Origin of the sequence: Streptomyces sp. NPDC059718 (genome assembly GCF_042733315.1) — a bacterium.
Taxonomy (GTDB): Bacteria; Actinomycetota; Actinomycetes; order Streptomycetales; family Streptomycetaceae; genus Actinacidiphila.
Genome location: NZ_JBHWGA010000002.1, coordinates 167065 through 183274, shown reverse-complemented (window position 1 = coordinate 183274; position 16210 = coordinate 167065). Strand labels below are relative to the sequence as shown.

The window sequence follows — 16210 nt, the reverse complement described above, 5'->3', positions numbered from 1 at the left end:
AGTCCGGGGGCACGGAGGCGTCGGCAAGATCGCGGATGCCGGTAAACCGGTCCGCCGCGGGGCGCATGGCCACGTACCCTTTTCTGTTGTGCCGAATGCCAACAACGCCCCCCAGACCCTGAAGACCGCGCCCGTGATCGCGCCGGTGGCCGAAGAGCTCGGCCGTCGCTTCAAGGACGCCGGATTCCGGCTTGCCCTCGTCGGCGGCTCGGTCCGCGACACCCTGCTCGGCAGGCTCGGCAACGACCTCGACTTCACGACCGACGCCCGGCCCGACCAGGTACTGAAGATCATCCGTGGGTGGGCGGAGGCCGTCTGGGAGGTGGGCATCGCCTTCGGCACGGTCGGATGTCGCAAGTACGGCTACCAGATCGAGGTGACCACGTACCGCTCCGAGGCCTACGACCGCACCTCGCGCAAGCCGGAGGTCTCCTACGGGGAGACCATCGAGGAGGACCTGGTCCGCCGGGACTTCACCGTCAACGCGATGGCGGTCTCCCTGCCGGAGACGGAGTTCGTCGACCCGTACGGCGGGCTCGGTGACCTCGCCCAGCGCGTGCTGCGCACTCCCGGCACCCCGGAGGAGTCCTTCTCCGACGATCCGCTGCGGATGATGCGCGCGGCGCGCTTCGCCGCCCAGTTGGACTTCGAGGTGGCTCCCGAGGTCGTGACGGCCATGACGGAGATGGCCGACCGCATCGAGATCGTCTCGGCCGAGCGGATCCGGGACGAGCTCAACAAGCTGGTCGTCTCCGACCACCCCCGCAAGGGCCTGCAGCTGCTGGTGGAGACCGGCCTGGCCGCACGGGTCCTCCCGGAGCTGCCGGCGCTGCGCCTGGAGCGTGACGAGCACCACCGTCACAAGGACGTCTACGAGCACACGCTGACCGTCCTGGACCAGGCGATGGCACTGGAGACGGAGGGGCCGGACCTCGTGCTGCGCCTCGCTGCGCTGCTGCACGACATCGGCAAGCCGCGGACCCGGCGCTTCGAGCCCGACGGGCGGGTCTCCTTCCACCACCACGAGGTGGTCGGCGCCAAGATGACCAAGGGACGGCTGACCAAGCTCAAGTACCCGAACGACACCATCAAGGACGTCGCCCGGCTGGTCGAGCTGCACCTGCGCTTCCACGGCTACGGGACCGGGGAATGGACCGACTCCGCCGTCCGGCGCTACGTCCGGGACGCCGGACCGCTGCTCGACCGGCTGCACAAGCTGACCCGCTCCGACTGCACGACCCGCAACAAGCGTAAGGCGGGGGCCCTGTCGCGCACCTACGACGGCCTCGAGGAGCGCATCGCGCAGCTGAAGGACCAGGAGGAGCTGGACGCGATCCGGCCGGACCTGGACGGCAACCGGATCATGGAGGTCCTGGGCATCCCCCCGGGCCCCCAGGTCGGCAAGGCGTACAACCACCTGCTGGAGCTGCGCCTGGAGAACGGCCCGCTGGGCGAGGAGGCCGCTGTGGCCGCACTGAAGGAGTGGTGGGCCGCGGAGGGCTGAGCGTCACCCCGTCCGGGCCTCGGACGCACCGAGGGGGTCGTGTTTCACGTGAAACACGACCCCCTCGGCCTTAACGGCCGTCCCATCACTTGCTGATGGTCTGCAGGCAGAGCACCACGTTGTTGAAGTCGGTCCCGGACTGGGTGTAGTAGACGTCCGACTCGGTGACGGACTCACACTGCTTCTGGTCGGTCGAGTCGTCGAACTTCTTGACGATCTTGAACTGCGCATCCCCGGAGGAACAGTCGACGTCCACCAGGTCCGGGCTCTTCTCGGTGCCCTTGTTGTGGAGGCAGCTGCCGACCTTCGACGTCTCGGCGTCGGTCTGGTCGAACTGGGAGAAGGCGAACCGCACGCCGATGATGACCACGATGGTGACGATCACACCGATGATGCGCTTGCCGATGTTCCTGCCGCGCCGCGGCGGGGCGGCAGGTGCCGGGAAGGCGCCGGGCTGACCCTGCGGGGGCGGGAAGCCGCCGGGCTGGCCCTGAGGCGGCGGGAAGGCGCCGGGCTGGCCTTGCGGGGCCGGAATGTTGGTGTTGTCGGACGGCGGAGTCGCCATGGTCGTTCCCCTCCCTGGGATGAACCTGTCAGTTCCTGTGAACGCGCGAACGCTACTGGAGGGCTCGGACAGCCCATCCGCCGGGGCGTGTGTTTCACGTGAAACGGGCGGACGCGGGGTGATCTTCGTGTTTCACGTGAAACGACGCGGAGTCCTGGCGGTGCCGACCGCCACTGCCGCGTAGACCACGGAGAGCCCGAGAAGGAGCCCCACGGAACGGCCGTCCGGCGGGAGGACCAGCGCGCAGATGACTGCGGCGCCGACGAAGGCGACGTTGAACAGCACGTCGTAGATCGAGAAGATGCGCCCCCGGTAGGCGTCGTCGATCGAGGACTGGACCACCGTGTCGGTGGCGATCTTCGCCCCCTGGGTGGCCAGCCCGAGCACGAAGGCCGCCGCCAGTACCGGCGCCGGCTCGAAGGGGAGGCCCAGTGCGGGGAGCAGGACGGCGGCCGAACCCGCGCAGACGGTGATCCATCCGAAGGTGCCGAAGCGGCCCGTGGCCCAGGGGGTGAGCACGGCCGCCGCGAAGAAGCCCGCACCCGAGACGGCGACCGCCAGCCCGAGCAGCGCCAGTCCGTCCGCCGTTCCACGGCCGGTCCCGTCGGATCCCGCCCAGGCGTAGCGGCAGAGCATCAGCACCGTCACCGTGAGCCCGCCGTAGCAGAAGCGCATCGCCGTCATCGCGGCCAGGGCGCGTGCGGCGCGCGGCCGCCGGCGCAGATGCCCCAAGCCGTGCACCAGGCCGCGGAAGGTGCTGAGCAGCGCCTCGCCCACCCGCGGCTGGATACGGGACGGGTCCGGCCCCAGCAGGTCCCGCCCCAGGGTGAGTGCGGCGAGCCCGGCACAGAGGTAGAGGACAGCGCCCAGCACCACGACCAGGACGTCGGAGCGGGTGCCCTCGGCCATCACCAGGTGCACCAGGAAGGCCGCTCCCCCGCCGGCGGTGGCCGCGAGCGTGCCGGCGGTCGGGGACAGCGCGTTCGCCATGACCAGGCGCTCCCCGTCGACGACCCGGGGCAGGGCGGCCGACAGGCCCGCGAGCACGAAGCGGTTGATGCCGGTGACCGAGAGGGCGGACAGGTAGAAGAGCCAGTCCGGGACGCGCAGCAGCATCAGCACGGCGGTGCCGATGGAGAGCGCCGCCCGCAGCAGGTTGCAGTAGAGGAGGACCTGCCGGCGCCGCCAGCGGTCCAGCAGGACGCCCGTGAACGGCCCCAGGAGCGAGTACGGCAGCAGCAGGACCGCCATCGCGGAGGCGATCGCGGCCGGCGAGGTCTGCTTCTCGGGGGAGAAGACCACGTAGGCCGCCAGCGCCACCTGGAAGACCCCGTCGGAGAGCTGGGACAGCAGCCGCACCGTCAGCAGCCGGCGGAAGTCCCGGAAGCGCAGCAGCACACGGAGATCACGGACAACGGGCATGCGCACAGCCTCACATGACGCACAGGCCCCCGGGTGCCATACCCGGGGGCCTGTGCGGTCGCGTCGTACGACGAGTGGTGACGGGGGTTAAGCCGCTGTTCAGCGCTCGACCTCGCCGCGGATGAACTTCTCCACGTTCTCGCGGGCCTCGTCGTCGAAGTACTGCACCGGCGGGGACTTCATGAAGTAGGAGGACGCCGAGAGGATCGGGCCGCCGATGCCGCGGTCCTTGGCGATCTTCGCCGCGCGCAGCGCGTCGATGATGACACCCGCGGAGTTCGGGGAGTCCCAGACCTCGAGCTTGTACTCCAGGTTCAGCGGCACGTCGCCGAAGGCACGGCCCTCGAGACGGACGTACGCCCACTTGCGGTCGTCCAGCCAGGCCACGTAGTCCGAGGGGCCGATGTGGACGTTCTTCTCACCCAGGTCGCGGTCGGGGATCTGGGAGGTGACGGCCTGCGTCTTGGAGATCTTCTTGGACTCCAGGCGCTCGCGCTCGAGCATGTTCTTGAAGTCCATGTTGCCGCCGACGTTCAGCTGCATGGTGCGCTCGACGATGACACCGCGGTCCTCGAAGAGCTTGGTCAGCACGCGGTGCGTGATGGTGGCGCCGACCTGCGACTTGATGTCGTCACCGACGATCGGCACACCGGCCTCGGTGAACTTGTCGGCCCACTCCTTGGTGCCGGCGATGAAGACCGGGAGGGCGTTGACGAAGGCGACCTTGGCGTCGATGGCGCACTGCGCGTAGAACTTCGCCGCGTCCTCGGAACCCACGGGCAGGTAGCAGACGAGCACGTCGACCTGGCGGTCCTTGAGGATCTGGACGACGTCCACCGGCTCCTCGGCGGACTCCTCGATGGTCTCGCGGTAGTACTTGCCGAGACCGTCCAGGGTGTGGCCGCGCTGGACGGTCAGGCCCTTCTGCGGCACGTCGCAGATCTTGATGGTGTTGTTCTCGCTGGCACCGATGGCGTCCGCGAGGTCGAGGCCGACCTTCTTCGCGTCCACGTCGAAGGCCGCCACGAACTCGACGTCACGCACGTGGTAGTCGCCGAACTGCACGTGCATGAGGCCGGGCACGCGGGTGCCCGGGTCGGCGTCCTTGTAGTACTCGACACCCTGCACCAGCGAAGCGGCGCAGTTGCCCACGCCAACGATGGCTACGCGAACCGAACCCATTCCGGTTGCTCCCTGTGTAATCGTCACGCGGGTCCCCGGCGCGTGCCGGGTCCGCCGTTTTCCTGTTGGTTGTCCTGCTCGGCATCGGCGGACGGAGCGGCCGGGGGCTGCTTGTCACGCCCCGCCCGCTCGGTCTCGATCAGCTCGTTCAGCCAGCGGACCTCTCGCTCCACCGACTCCATGCCGTGCCGCTGCAGCTCGAGCGTGTAGTCGTCGAGCCGCTCACGGGTACGCGCGAGGGACGCGCGCATCTTCTCCAGGCGCTCCTCGAGGCGGCTGCGCCGCCCCTCGAGGACACGCATCCGTACGTCCCTGGACGTCTGGCCGAAGAAGGCGAAACGAGCCGCGAAGTGCTCGTCCTCCCACGCGTCAGGCCCGGAGTGGGCGAGGAGCTCCTCGAAGTGCTCCTTGCCGGCCGCCGTCAACCGGTACACGATCTTGGCCCGTCGGCCGGCCAGCGGCGCGGCGAGCGGATCGGGGTCAGGGCCGGTCTCCTCGACCAGATAGCCCTGGGTGACCAGTGTCTTGAGGCAGGGGTAGAGGCTGCCGTAGCTGAACGCGCGGAACACACCGAGCGAGGTGTTGAGCCGCTTGCGCAGCTCGTAACCGTGCATCGGGGATTCGCGCAGCAGGCCCAGGACGGCGAACTCGAGGATGCCGGAGCGTTTGCTCATGTCCTCGTTTCCCTCCCGTCCGTGCCGTCGTCGCCTCTTATCTCGCCGTGATGTATCGACTCGATACATCGAGACGATAGAACGAGTTCTCCGGTACGGCAAGGCGGCTCACGGTGACCGGCGTCACATCACGAAATCCGTCCACCGTCAACCGCCCGGAATGTGATGAACATCTGGCTAGAACCTCTTTTGACCGTGCGTACTCTGTTCGCCATGCAGAGCACCGGGAACCGTGTGACGCCAGTGAGCGTCCTTGTCCCTGGTGCAGTGCGGTCATCGCACGCCGGGGGGACCGGAAATCAACTGCCGCTTTCAGGCGATTCCGCCTGTCCTAGGAGTAGCTGTTCATGAGCGAGCACCGTCGCAAGCCGCCGCAGTCGCCCGGCGACGGCCGGGCCGCCGCCCGGCGCGGCGCGCAGCAGCCGCCCCCGCCGCCAGGCGGCCGGCGGGCCGCTGGGCCGCCCACGCCGCAGCCGTACGGCACGCACGGAACCGGTTCGGGGCAGGGCCACGGCCCGCGCCAGGGCACGGGACAACCCCCCCGTCAGGGCGCGGGTACGGGCGCGGGGGGCCGCGCGGGTACGGGGGGCCGGTCCCGCGGGGCCGAGCCGCCGTACCAGGGGCGGGCAGCCGCGCGCCGTGCCGCCCAGGCCACGCAGAAGGGCGGCCGCCGCCGTGGCGCCACGGACGCGCAGGGCGGCCGTGGCGGGGGCCAGCCCCCGAAGAAGCGCATCATCGATTACCCCCGTTGGGGGAAGGACGGATGGCGCCGCTGGATGCCGTCCTGGAAGCTCGCCTCCGGGCTGTGCCTGTTCTTCTTCGGCAGCCTGGTCGCGGTCGCGGGCGTCGGCTACGCGATGGTGGGCATCCCCAACGAGAACGACGCCGCCAAGTCGCAGAACAACGTCTTCTACTGGGCCGACGGCAGCCGCATGGTGGCGACCGGCACGGGTGCCAACCGGCAGAACGTGACGCTCTCCGACATCCCCAAGGCCATGCAGAACGCGGTGATCTCCGCGGAGAACAAGAGCTTCTACGAAGACTCGGGCGTGGACCCCATGGGCGTCGGCCGGGCCCTGTTCAACATGGCGAAGGGCGGTGACGCGCAGGGCGGTTCGACGATCACCCAGCAGTACGTCAAGAACACCTACCTGAGCCAGGACCAGACGGTCAGCCGCAAGTTCAAGGAGCTCTTCATCTCCATAAAGGTGGGGACGAAGCTCGAGAAGCCCGACATCCTGCAGGGCTACCTGAACACCTCGTACTACGGGCGGAGCGCCTACGGCATCCAGGCGGCCGCGCAGACCTACTACGGCCGTGACGCCGACAAGCTCACCCCGAGCCAGTGCGCCTTCCTCGCCGCGCTGCTCAAGGGCCCGACGTACTACGACCCGGCCGGTGCCGCGAACATCGACAGCACCGCTACGGCGAAAGCGAACCGGGCCCGCTCCGAGGACCGCTGGAAGTGGATCCTCGGCGAGATGTACAAGGACGGCAAGCTCAACAAGGACGAGTACACCGAGGCCGTCAGCAAGTACCCGATGCCGCAGGGCCTCAAGGCGACCGCCGGCATGAGCGGTCAGATCAGCTACCTGGTCGACACCGCCAAGAGCTACGTGCTGAGTCACTCGGACATCAGCCAGAGCCAGCTGGACAAGGGCGGTTACGAGATCCACACGACCTTCGACAAGAAGAAGGTCGAGTCGCTCAAGAAGGCCGTCGACAAGGTCCGCACGGACAACATCAACCCGAAGAAGCGCGACGCCGACAAGTACGTCCAGTTCGGCGCGGCGTCCGTGGTTCCGGGTGACGGCAAGATCGTCGCCATCTACGGCGGCGAGGGCTACGAGCACGGCCAGTTCAACAACAACGCCAACACCACGGGTGTCCCCGTCGGCTCCACCTGGAAGCCGTTCGTCCTGGCCGCGGCGATGCAGTACGGCACCAACCAGACCGACGGCGTCGGGCTGTCGCCGCAGAGCAAGTACAACGGCAACGACCTGCTCAAGATCAAGGACCATGAAGGCAACTGGGTCCTGAAGAAGGACGGCAGCGTCTTCAAGCAGAAGAACGAGAGCGGGTACCCCTGGGGCTACATCTCGCTGCGCAAGGCGATGGAGCAGTCCATCAACACCCCCTTCGTGCAGCTCGGCGAGGACGTCGGACTGCCCAAGGTGGCCGAGATGGCGAAGAACGCGGGCGTGCTGGATTCGAGCTTCGAGTCCCTGAACGCCTCGTTCTCGATCGGTACGTCCAAGCCGTCCGCCATCCGCATGGCCGACGCCTACGCGACGTTCGCCTCGTCGGGCACGCAGGCCGAGCCCTACTCCGTCACCAAGGTGGTCGCGGACGGCAAGGACGTGCCGGGCTTCGGCAAGCCGAAGATCAAGCGGGACGCGATCGACAGCAACGTCGCCGACAACGTCACCGACGTGCTGCAGAACGTGGTCAAGAACGGCACCGGTCAGAAGGCCCTGGCGGTCGGCCGCACGGTGGCGGGCAAGACGGGCACCACGGACAGCGAGAAGGGAACCAGGTCCGCCTGGTTCGTCGGGTACACCAAGCAGCTGTCGACCTCGGTGGTCCTGTTCCGCGAGAACCCCAAGAAGCCCGGTCTGATCGGCATGGCGGGCACCGCGGGGAAGGACTCCGCGCACGGTGGTGAGATGCCGGCGGAGGTCTGGGCGAGGTACATGACCGAGGCGCTCAAGGGGAAGGACGACAGCGGCTTCCCGGACCCCGGGAAGATCGGCGAGGTCAAGGACCAGGTCGGCGCCCCGTCGCCGAGCCCCTCGGTCTCGGCCAGCCCGACCGAGTCGGCGACCATGAACCCGACCCCGACCATCTCGCAGCCGCCGACCACGCCGACCCCGACCGACTCCGGGAACTGCAAGCCCTGGGAGTGGGGTTGCCAGGACGGCGGCGGTGGCAACAACGGTGGAGCCACCGACGGCGGCACGGGCGGGACACCGTCGTCGACCCCGTCGTCCAGTACCACGGGCAAGGGCAACGGAGGCAACGGCAACGGCGGACTCATCGCAGGGCCGGGCGGTTGATCGCCCCGCGTTGAGTGGAGCAGTGATCCGCGGCCGCGGAGGGCAGCACGCCCTCCGCGGCCGCGGGCGTTCCCGCCGGGTGGAGGGCCGCATGGGGATCCGACGCTCCGCACGTGGCGATGTAGGGCAGGATGTGGCCCATGACGATCGTGCGCGAAGACCCCCACCACGAGGCCTCGGAGGCCGAGGCGGTCGTGCCCCCGACCCGCGAGGACCCGGTCGCCGTGGCCGGGAGCGAGGTCATCGGCGGCCCGCTCGGCCGCTTCGCTGCCGTGGGGCGGCGGGGCTGGTGGAACCCCCTGCGCGTGGTCGTGCTGGTCGCCATCGGGATGTTCGCGCTGGGCATGGTGCAGAAGGTGCCGTGCTACGACAGCGGCTGGTTCTACGGGGCGAACGCCCAGTACAGCCACGCCTGCTACTCCGACATCCCGCACCTTTACTACGGCCGGGGCTTCGCCGACGACCTCGTCCCGTACTTCGACCGCATCCCGGACACGGTCTCCGGCGGCATGGGTTACCTGGAGTACCCGGTCCTGACGGGGCTGTTCATGGAGGTCGCCTCCTGGCTCACCCCGCACGGCGGCACGATCCAGCACCGGGAGCAGATCTACTGGCTGGTCAACGCCGGGATGCTGCTGGTCTGCACCGCCGTCATCGCGGTCTGCGTCGCCCGGACCAACCGGCGCCGCCCGTGGGACGCGCTGCTGGTCGCGCTGGCGCCCGCGTTCGCGCTGACCGCGACCATCAACTGGGACCTCTTCGCGGTCGCCCTCGCGGCGGCCGGGATGATGCTGTGGTCGCGCAACCGGCCGCTGGCCGCGGGCATCCTGATCGGGCTGGCGACGGCCGCCAAGCTCTACCCGGTGCTGCTGCTGGGGCCGTTGTTCCTGCTGTGCCTGCGGGCCGGGAAGCTGAAGGCCTGGGGCGCGGCGGTGGGCGGTGCCGCGGTGGCCTGGCTCGTGGTGAACCTTCCCGTGATGCTGCTCGCCCGGGACGGCTGGGCGAAGTTCTACACCTTCAGCCAGGAGCGGGGCGTCGACTACGGCTCGGTCTGGCTGATCATCTCCCAGCAGACCGGCAAGTCCATCGACGGGGCGAACTCCTACGCCATCGCGCTCATGCTGCTGTTCTGCGCCGGCATGGCGGGGCTGACCCTCTACGCCCCGCGGCGCCCGCGCTTCGCGCAGCTGGCCTTCCTCGTCGTGGCCGCCTTCATCCTGACCAACAAGGTCTACTCGCCGCAGTACGTGCTGTGGCTGGTGCCCCTCGCGGCGCTCGCCCGGCCGCGCTGGCGGGACTTCCTGATCTGGCAGGCGGCCGAGGTCATGTACTTCCTCGGGATCTGGTCGTACCTGGCGTACACGACGGGCGGCAACAGCAAGGGCCTGCCCCAGGACGGCTACCACCTGGCCATCGCGGCGCACCTGATCGGGACGCTGTACCTGTGCGTGGTCGTCGTCCGCGACATCGTCTTCCCCGAGCGCGACGCGGTCCGCCAGGACGGCTCGGACGACCCCTCGGGGGGCGTGCTGGACGGGGCGGAGGACGCGTTCGTGCTGGGGCGGTCCTCGCACCAGCCGCGGCACGCGGCGCCGCTGCAGGGCGGGCCCGAGGACGGTCAGGGTTACGGCGAGGCGCTCCCGGTGCAGTGGGGCGTGGACCCGGCGCCGCCGGCCCCGCCCCACTGAGCGGAGGGGACGTCCGGGGGGCTCAGCGGTCGACGACGCGGTCGAACGTGGTCGTCGTGTGCCGCAGGTGCGCCACCAGCTCGTCCCCGACCGCCGGGGGCGCCACGTCGCCCGGCAGGAAGAGGATCGACACCTGCATGTGCGGGGGCTCGGCGAACCAGCGCTGCTTGCCGGCCCACACGAAGGGCGACAGGTTGCGGTTGATGGTGGCCAGACCGGCCCTCGCGACGCCCTTGGCGCGCGGCATGACGCCGTGCATGGCCTTGGGCGCCTCCAGGCCCACCCCGTGCGACGTACCGCCCGCCACGACGACCAGGTGGCCGTCCTCGGAGGCCTTGTTCTGGCGGTAGCCGAAGCGCTCGCCCTTGGCGATGCGCGTGACGTCCAGGACGGCGCCCCGGTACTCGGTGGCCTCGTGGTCGCCGAGCCACAGCCGGGTGCCGATCCGGGCGCGGAAGCGGGTCTGCGGGAACTGGTTGCGCAGCTGGGTCAGCTCGCCGGCCTTCAGGTGGCTGACGAACATGGTGTGCAGCGGCAGCCGGGCCGCGCGCAGCCGCTCCATCCAGCGGAAGACCTCCTCCACCGCGTCGGAGCCGTCGGTGCGGTCCAGCGGCAGGTGGATGGCGAAGCCCTCCAGGCGGACGTCGTCTATGGCCGAGTGCAGCTTGACCAGGTCGTCCTCGCTGACGCCGTGGCGCCTCATGCTGCTCATGACCTCGATGACCACCCGGGCGCCGACCAGGCCGCGCACGCCCTCCACGGAGGACACGGAGCGGATGGCGCGGTCCGGCAGCGGCACCGGCTCCTCGCCCAGCCGGTACGGGGTCAGCACCAGCAGGTCGCCGCCGAACCAGTCCTTGATCCGGGCGGCCTCGTACGTCGTGCCCACGGCGAGGACGTCCGAGCCGAGCCGGATCGCCTCCTCGGCCAGGCGCTCGTGGCCGAAGCCGTACCCGTTGCCCTTGCAGACGGGGACCAGCCCGGGGAACTGCTCCGCCACGGACTGCTGGTGCGCACGCCAGCGCGCGGTGTCGACGTACAGGGTGAGCGCCATGGCCGGAACGAGGACCTTTCTGCGGTGTCTGCGGTCGGTCGGGCAGGTGGGTCAGCGGCGGGACATGTAGATGTCGAGCGCCTTGTGCAGCAGCTTGTTGAGCGGGAAGTCCCACTCGCCCAGGTATTCGGCAGCCTGCCCGCCGGTGCCCACCTTGAACTGGATGAGACCGAAGAGGTGGTCGCTCTCGTCGAGCGAGTCGCTGATGCCGCGCAGGTCGTACACGCTCGCGCCGAGCGCGTAGGCGTCCCGCAGCATCCGCCACTGCATGGCGTTGCTCGGCCGGACCTCGCGCTTGTGGTTGGCCGAGGCCCCGTACGAGTACCAGACGTGCCGGCCGACGACGAGCATCGTCGCGGCGGCGACCGCCTCGCCCTCGTGCTGGGCGAAGTACAGCCGCATGCGGTTGGGGTCCTCGGAGTTGAGGACCTGCCACATGCGCTGGAAGTAGGACAGGGGCCGCGGGCGGAAGTGGTCGCGCTCGGCGGTGACCTCGTACAGCTGCTGCCACACGGGGAGGTCGTCGTAGCTGCCCTGGACGACCTCGACGCCGGCCTTCTCGGCCTTCTTGATGTTGCGCCGCCACAGCTGGTTGAAGCCCTTCTGGACGTCGTCCAGGCTGCGGTTCTCCAGCGGGACCTGGAAGACGTAGCGGGGCTGCACGTCGCCGAAGCCGGCGCCGCCGTCCTCGCCCTGCTGCCAGCCCATGCGACGCAGCCGGTCGGCCACCTCGAAGGCGCGGGGCTCGATGAAGGTGGCCTCGACGTCGCGCAGGCGCTTGACGTCCGGGTCGGCGATGCCGGACTTGATGGCGGCCGCGTCCCAGCGGCGGATGACGACCGGCGGGCCCATCTTCACGGAGAACGCGCCCTGCTGCTTCAGGTGCGCCAGCATCGGGCGCAGCCACTCCTCCAGGTTGGGCGCGTACCAGTTGATCACCGGGCCCTCGGGGAGGTAGGCGAGGTAGCGCTTCACCTTGGGCAGCTGCCGGTAGAGCACCAGGCCGGCGCCGACCAGCTCACCGGTCTTGTCGTCGAACCAGCCGAGGTTCTCCGAGCGCCACTCCGTCTTGACGTCCGCCCAGGCGGGAACCTGGCAGTGGCTTGCCGAGGGCAGGCTCTGGATGTACGCCAGGTGCTGTTCCCGACTGATGGTCCTCAGGGTCAAGCTCATGCGGGGCGCTCCCCATCGCTGCGGCTACGGCATTGCTGACTGCACTACTGCGCCGAAGCCTACTGCGAACGGCGAACGCCCCCACGAGGGCTGTGGACAACTCGGTCCGCGGCTTCGCCCGGCGGGGGCCGGGAAACGGAGGGCCAGGACTGGGCTAGGACACCACCCCGCCGAAGAGGCCGCCGTGGGCCATGCCGATGTAGAAGCCGACCGCGGCCAGCCCCATGCCGATGATGAAGAAGAAGCGCTCGGCCGTGGTGGCGGAGCGGTACTGCCCGACGGCGCCCACGAGGATGCCGACCAGGCCGGCCCAGGAGCTGAGCAGGTGCAGCCCGCTCCAGAACGCCGCGATGGAGGAGATCAGGCCGAGCACGACGGTCGCGACGGCCAGGGTGTTCTCCACCGGGTGGGGTCGGCCGTCCGAGTTGAGGGTGCTGAGGATCCGCTGGTAGAGACGGCTGCCGGTGGTGGGTCGCACTGCCTGTGCCATGGGGCACCTCCGTGATGGAGAGGTGGCGCATCGTAGCGCCGGACACACCCGATGTGTACAGATTGCGGGCTTCCGGGGCCGGATTTCAACCGGAAGCCACGAGGCGGGTAGTGTGTACCGTCTGCACCGGTGTCTGTGCAGGTCCACACGACGGGTTCCGAAAGGCCTTCGGGGAGCGATCCCCGGAACGCCGCGGGCGTTGTCGGTGGGCCGCGATACCGTTGCGACGCGATGCAAACCCTCCTGCCACGGAAACGCCGTGGCCGCTGAGTCCAAAGGAGGTGGGTTCCACATGCGTCACTACGAGGTGATGGTCATCCTCGACCCCGATCTCGAGGAGCGTGCTGTCTCCCCGCTGATCGAGAACTTCCTCGGCGTCGTCCGCAATGGCGGCGGCAAGGTCGAGAAGGTCGACACCTGGGGCCGTCGTCGTCTTTCGTACGAGATCAAGAAGAAGCCCGAGGGCATCTACTCGGTCATCGACCTCAACGCCACTCCTGAGGTCGTCAAGGAGCTCGACCGTCAGATGAACCTGAACGAGTCGGTCCTCCGGACCAAGGTCCTCCGTCCCGAGACCCACTGAGCCTGACGGCTCAGGCAGTCGGGAAACCGAGAAGCCAAGCAAAGCCGAGAGGTCACTCACCATGGCAGGCGAGACCGTCATCACGGTCGTCGGCAATCTCGTCGACGACCCCGAGCTGCGCTTCACCCCGTCCGGTGCGGCGGTCGCGAAGTTCCGTGTCGCGTCCACTCCCCGCACCTTCGACCGGCAGACCAACGAGTGGAAGGACGGCGAGAGCCTCTTCCTCACGTGCTCGGTCTGGCGGCAGGCGGCGGAGAACGTGGCCGAGTCGCTCCAGAAGGGCATGCGCGTCATCGTGCAGGGCCGTCTGAAGCAGCGCTCGTACGACGACCGCGAGGGCGTCAAGCGGACGGTCTACGAGCTGGACGTCGACGAGGTCGGCGCCAGCCTGCGCAGCGCGACCGCCAAGATCACCCGGGCCAGCGGCGGCGGCGGTGCCTCCCGCGGCGGCCAGGGCGGTTACGGCGGCGGTGGCGGCCAAGGCGGCCAGGGCGGCGGCTGGGGCGGTGGCCCCGGTGGCGGCCAGGGCGGTGCGCCCGACGCCGACCCGTGGGCGACCGGCGCTCCGGCCGGTGGCGGCCAGGGCGGCGGTGGCGGCGGCTGGGGCGGTGGCTCCGGCGGCGGCGGCGGTTTCTCGGACGAGCCGCCCTTCTAAGGGCGGCGGCGTACCAAACTTCTTGATCACACTGGAGAGAGACAATGGCGAAGCCGCCTGCTCGCAAGCCTAAGAAGAAGGTTTGCGTGTTCTGCAAGGACAAGATCACCTACGTCGACTACAAGGACACGAACCTGCTGCGGAAGTTCATCTCCGACCGCGGCAAGATCCGTGCCCGCCGGGTCACCGGCAACTGCACCCAGCACCAGCGCGACGTCGCCACGGCCGTGAAGAACAGCCGTGAGATGGCGCTGCTGCCCTACACCTCGACCGCTCGCTAAGGAAGGGTGACCGAGCAATGGCGAAGATCATCCTCACCAACGAGGTCAGTGGCCTCGGTGCCGCCGGCGATGTCGTCGAGGTCAAGAGCGGCTACGCCCGCAACTACCTGATCCCGCGCGGCTTCGCGATCGCGTGGACCAAGGGTGGCGAGAAGGACGTCGAGCAGATCCGCCGCGCGCGCCGGATCCGTGAGATCGCGACCGTCGAGCAGGCCAACTCCTTCAAGGCGCAGCTCGAGGGCGTCAAGGTCAAGCTGTCGACCCGCGCGGGCGACGCCGGCCGGCTGTTCGGTTCGGTGACCCCGGCCGACATCGCCGCCGCCGTCAAGGCCGCGGGCGGTCCGGACGTGGACAAGCGCCGGATCGAGATCGGTTCCCCGATCAAGACGCTGGGCTCGCACAAGGTGTCGGTGCGTCTGCACCCCGAGGTCGAGGCCGCTCTCGACGTCGAGGTCGTCGCTTCCTGACACTCGCGCACCGCGTGAACGCCGGGCCCGGAACCGCGAGGTTCCGGGCCCGGCGTCGTTCCACGTGCGGGAGGCGTGCGGAAGGCGCACGGGAGGGCCCGCGGGTCAGGCGCGTACGGCGCCGGTGACGGCCCACTTCCCCGAGCGGGCGCGCCAGTGCAGGCCGGCCAGGCGGGTGAGCATCATCAGCCCCATCGCCCACCACAGGGCGGTGAGTCCCCCGCCCAGGGCCGGTACGGCCAGCGCCACGGGGGCGAAGACGGCGAGGGTGACGACCGTCGACCAGGCCAGGTAGGTGCCGTCGCCGGCGCCGATGAGGATCCCGTCCAGCACGAAGACCACGCCGCAGACAGGCTGGGAGAGCGCCGCCACCAGCAGGACGGTCGTCAACTGGGAGCGCACGGCCGGGTCCGGGGTGAACAGCGGGGCGATCAGCGGCCTGGAGACGGCCAGGAGCAGGCCGATCACCACGCCGGAGGCGATGCCCCACTGCACCATGCGGCGGCACGCGGCCCGGGCCCCGGCCACGTCGTCGGCGCCGAGGTAGCGGCCGATGATGGCCTGACCCGCGATGGCGATGGAGTCCAGGGCGAAGGCCGCCAGCGACCAGAGGGCGATGGTGATCTGGTGGGCGGCGACGGAGGCGTCCCCGAGCCGGGCCGCGACCACGGTGGCGAGCAGCAGGACGGCCCGCAGGCTCAGCGTGCGGATCAGCAGGGGCGTCCCGGCCTGGGCGCAGGCGCGGATGCCGGCGAGGTCGGGCCGGAGCGAGGCGCCGTGTCGGCGGGCGCCGCGGACCACGACGACGAGGTAGACGGCCGCCATCGCGTTCTGGGCGATGACGGTGCCCCAGGCGGAGCCGGCGATGCCGAGGCCGGCGCCGTACACCAGCACCAGGTTGAGCACGGCGTTCACGGCGAAGCCGCCGACGGCGACGTAGAGCGGGGTACGGGTGTCCTGCAGTCCGCGCAGCACACCGGTGGCCGCGAGGACGACGAGCATCGCGGGGATGCCGAGGGCGCTGATCCGCAGGTAGGTGACGGCGTACGGCGCCGCGGTGCCCGAGGCGCCGAACAGGTCGGCGAGGGCGGGCGCCGCGGGGACGGCGACGGCGACCGCGGCGGCGCTGATGAGGAGGGCGAGCCAGATGCCGTCCATGCCCTGGCGGATCGCCGCGGGCAGGTCGCCCGCGCCGACCCGGCGGGCGACGGCGGCGGTGGTGGCGTAGGCGAGGAAGACGAAGACGCCGACGAGGGTGGTCAGCAGGGCGCCCGCGACACCGAGCCCGGCGAGCTGCGAGGTGCCGAGGTGGCCCACGATCGCGCTGTCGGCCATGAGGAAGAGTGGTTCGGCGACCAGCGCGCCGAAGGCGGGCAGCGCTAGGCCCATGATCTCGCGGTCGTGGCGGCGTACGGC

General features: G+C 69.9%; 15 protein-coding genes. 7 read left to right on the top strand and 8 right to left on the bottom strand.

Annotated elements, in window-relative coordinates; all coding sequences use genetic code 11:
• Nucleotides 1-88: 88 nt before the first annotated feature.
• Nucleotides 89-1504: a CCA tRNA nucleotidyltransferase gene (locus ACFV3E_RS03335; RefSeq protein ID WP_500533120.1), complete on the top strand. Its 1416-nt coding sequence runs from the start codon at nucleotides 89-91 to the stop codon at nucleotides 1502-1504.
• A gap of 85 nt (nucleotides 1505-1589) precedes the next feature.
• Here the strand turns inward: ACFV3E_RS03335 and ACFV3E_RS03330 are convergent, their stop codons facing one another.
• The 4 genes from ACFV3E_RS03330 to ACFV3E_RS03315 all read right to left on the bottom strand — a co-directional run bounded on the left by ACFV3E_RS03330 (nucleotide 1590) and on the right by ACFV3E_RS03315 (nucleotide 5347).
• Nucleotides 1590-2069, bottom strand: coding sequence for an LppU/SCO3897 family protein (locus ACFV3E_RS03330; RefSeq protein WP_500533119.1), 480 nt, complete (start codon nucleotides 2067-2069; stop codon nucleotides 1590-1592).
• A 132-nt stretch (nucleotides 2070-2201) separates the two neighbouring features.
• Nucleotides 2202-3491, bottom strand: coding sequence for an MFS transporter (locus ACFV3E_RS03325; RefSeq protein ID WP_500533118.1), 1290 nt, complete (start codon nucleotides 3489-3491; stop codon nucleotides 2202-2204).
• Between the two features lie 99 nt (nucleotides 3492-3590).
• Nucleotides 3591-4673, bottom strand: coding sequence for an inositol-3-phosphate synthase (locus ACFV3E_RS03320; RefSeq protein WP_499512904.1), 1083 nt, complete (start codon nucleotides 4671-4673; stop codon nucleotides 3591-3593).
• 23 nt (nucleotides 4674-4696) lie between these two features.
• Nucleotides 4697-5347: a PadR family transcriptional regulator gene (locus ACFV3E_RS03315; RefSeq protein ID WP_500359241.1), complete on the bottom strand. Its 651-nt coding sequence runs from the start codon at nucleotides 5345-5347 to the stop codon at nucleotides 4697-4699.
• 347 nt (nucleotides 5348-5694) lie between these two features.
• Here ACFV3E_RS03315 and ACFV3E_RS03310 point away from each other — a divergent pair, with 347 nt between their 5' ends.
• Both ACFV3E_RS03310 and ACFV3E_RS03305 read left to right on the top strand, forming a co-directional pair.
• Entirely contained in the window at nucleotides 5695-8403 is a 2709-nt protein-coding gene (locus ACFV3E_RS03310; protein ID WP_500533117.1) for a transglycosylase domain-containing protein, read from the top strand.
• A 140-nt stretch (nucleotides 8404-8543) separates the two neighbouring features.
• Nucleotides 8544-10091, top strand: a complete 1548-nt coding sequence (locus ACFV3E_RS03305; RefSeq protein WP_500533116.1) for a glycosyltransferase family 87 protein — start codon at nucleotides 8544-8546, stop codon at nucleotides 10089-10091.
• 22 nt (nucleotides 10092-10113) lie between these two features.
• On the opposite strand, the gene ACFV3E_RS03300 is transcribed toward ACFV3E_RS03305, so the two are convergent.
• From ACFV3E_RS03300 to ACFV3E_RS03290, 3 genes are all read right to left on the bottom strand, one after another.
• Complete coding sequence (locus tag ACFV3E_RS03300) at nucleotides 10114-11145, bottom strand: alanine racemase (RefSeq protein WP_499512908.1); 1032 nt, start codon at nucleotides 11143-11145, stop codon at nucleotides 10114-10116.
• 51 nt (nucleotides 11146-11196) lie between these two features.
• Nucleotides 11197-12318, bottom strand: coding sequence for a lipid II:glycine glycyltransferase FemX (locus tag ACFV3E_RS03295; protein ID WP_500330923.1), 1122 nt, complete (start codon nucleotides 12316-12318; stop codon nucleotides 11197-11199).
• Nucleotides 12319-12472: 154 nt separating this feature from the next.
• Entirely contained in the window at nucleotides 12473-12808 is a 336-nt protein-coding gene (locus ACFV3E_RS03290) for a hypothetical protein (RefSeq protein WP_499512910.1), read from the bottom strand.
• A gap of 292 nt (nucleotides 12809-13100) precedes the next feature.
• Between ACFV3E_RS03290 and rpsF the strand changes: the two genes are divergently transcribed.
• From rpsF to rplI, 4 genes are all read left to right on the top strand, one after another.
• Complete coding sequence (gene rpsF, locus ACFV3E_RS03285) at nucleotides 13101-13391, top strand: 30S ribosomal protein S6 (RefSeq protein ID WP_361791024.1); 291 nt, start codon at nucleotides 13101-13103, stop codon at nucleotides 13389-13391.
• 61 nt (nucleotides 13392-13452) lie between these two features.
• Entirely contained in the window at nucleotides 13453-14046 is a 594-nt protein-coding gene (locus ACFV3E_RS03280; RefSeq protein WP_500533115.1) for a single-stranded DNA-binding protein, read from the top strand.
• A 44-nt stretch (nucleotides 14047-14090) separates the two neighbouring features.
• On the top strand, nucleotides 14091-14327 hold the full coding sequence (gene rpsR / locus ACFV3E_RS03275) for a 30S ribosomal protein S18 (RefSeq protein ID WP_026250812.1): 237 nt from the start codon (nucleotides 14091-14093) through the stop codon (nucleotides 14325-14327).
• A gap of 17 nt (nucleotides 14328-14344) precedes the next feature.
• Nucleotides 14345-14794: a 50S ribosomal protein L9 gene (gene rplI, locus ACFV3E_RS03270; protein ID WP_089225418.1), complete on the top strand. Its 450-nt coding sequence runs from the start codon at nucleotides 14345-14347 to the stop codon at nucleotides 14792-14794.
• Between the two features lie 105 nt (nucleotides 14795-14899).
• On the opposite strand, the gene ACFV3E_RS03265 is transcribed toward rplI, so the two are convergent.
• On the bottom strand, nucleotides 14900-16183 hold the full coding sequence (locus tag ACFV3E_RS03265) for an MATE family efflux transporter (protein ID WP_500533388.1): 1284 nt from the start codon (nucleotides 16181-16183) through the stop codon (nucleotides 14900-14902).
• Nucleotides 16184-16210 lie beyond the last annotated feature (27 nt).

Excerpts from the sequence above, each read along its gene's own strand:
- ACFV3E_RS03330 (WP_500533119.1), bottom strand. The coding sequence starts at position 2,069 with ATGGCGACTCCGCCGTCCGACAACACCAACATTCCGGCCCCGCAAGGC.
- ACFV3E_RS03325 (WP_500533118.1), bottom strand. The coding sequence starts at position 3,491 with ATGCCCGTTGTCCGTGATCTCCGTGTGCTGCTGCGCTTCCGGGACTTC.
- ACFV3E_RS03320 (WP_499512904.1), bottom strand. The coding sequence starts at position 4,673 with ATGGGTTCGGTTCGCGTAGCCATCGTTGGCGTGGGCAACTGCGCCGCT.
- ACFV3E_RS03315 (WP_500359241.1), bottom strand. The coding sequence starts at position 5,347 with ATGAGCAAACGCTCCGGCATCCTCGAGTTCGCCGTCCTGGGCCTGCTG.
- ACFV3E_RS03310 (WP_500533117.1), top strand. The coding sequence starts at position 5,695 with ATGAGCGAGCACCGTCGCAAGCCGCCGCAGTCGCCCGGCGACGGCCGG.
- ACFV3E_RS03305 (WP_500533116.1), top strand. The coding sequence starts at position 8,544 with ATGACGATCGTGCGCGAAGACCCCCACCACGAGGCCTCGGAGGCCGAG.
- ACFV3E_RS03300 (WP_499512908.1), bottom strand. The coding sequence starts at position 11,145 with ATGGCGCTCACCCTGTACGTCGACACCGCGCGCTGGCGTGCGCACCAG.
- ACFV3E_RS03295 (WP_500330923.1), bottom strand. The coding sequence starts at position 12,318 with ATGAGCTTGACCCTGAGGACCATCAGTCGGGAACAGCACCTGGCGTAC.
- ACFV3E_RS03290 (WP_499512910.1), bottom strand. The coding sequence starts at position 12,808 with ATGGCACAGGCAGTGCGACCCACCACCGGCAGCCGTCTCTACCAGCGG.
- rpsF (WP_361791024.1), top strand. The coding sequence starts at position 13,101 with ATGCGTCACTACGAGGTGATGGTCATCCTCGACCCCGATCTCGAGGAG.
- ACFV3E_RS03280 (WP_500533115.1), top strand. The coding sequence starts at position 13,453 with ATGGCAGGCGAGACCGTCATCACGGTCGTCGGCAATCTCGTCGACGAC.
- rpsR (WP_026250812.1), top strand. The coding sequence starts at position 14,091 with ATGGCGAAGCCGCCTGCTCGCAAGCCTAAGAAGAAGGTTTGCGTGTTC.
- rplI (WP_089225418.1), top strand. The coding sequence starts at position 14,345 with ATGGCGAAGATCATCCTCACCAACGAGGTCAGTGGCCTCGGTGCCGCC.
- ACFV3E_RS03265 (WP_500533388.1), bottom strand. The coding sequence starts at position 16,183 with ATGGGCCTAGCGCTGCCCGCCTTCGGCGCGCTGGTCGCCGAACCACTC.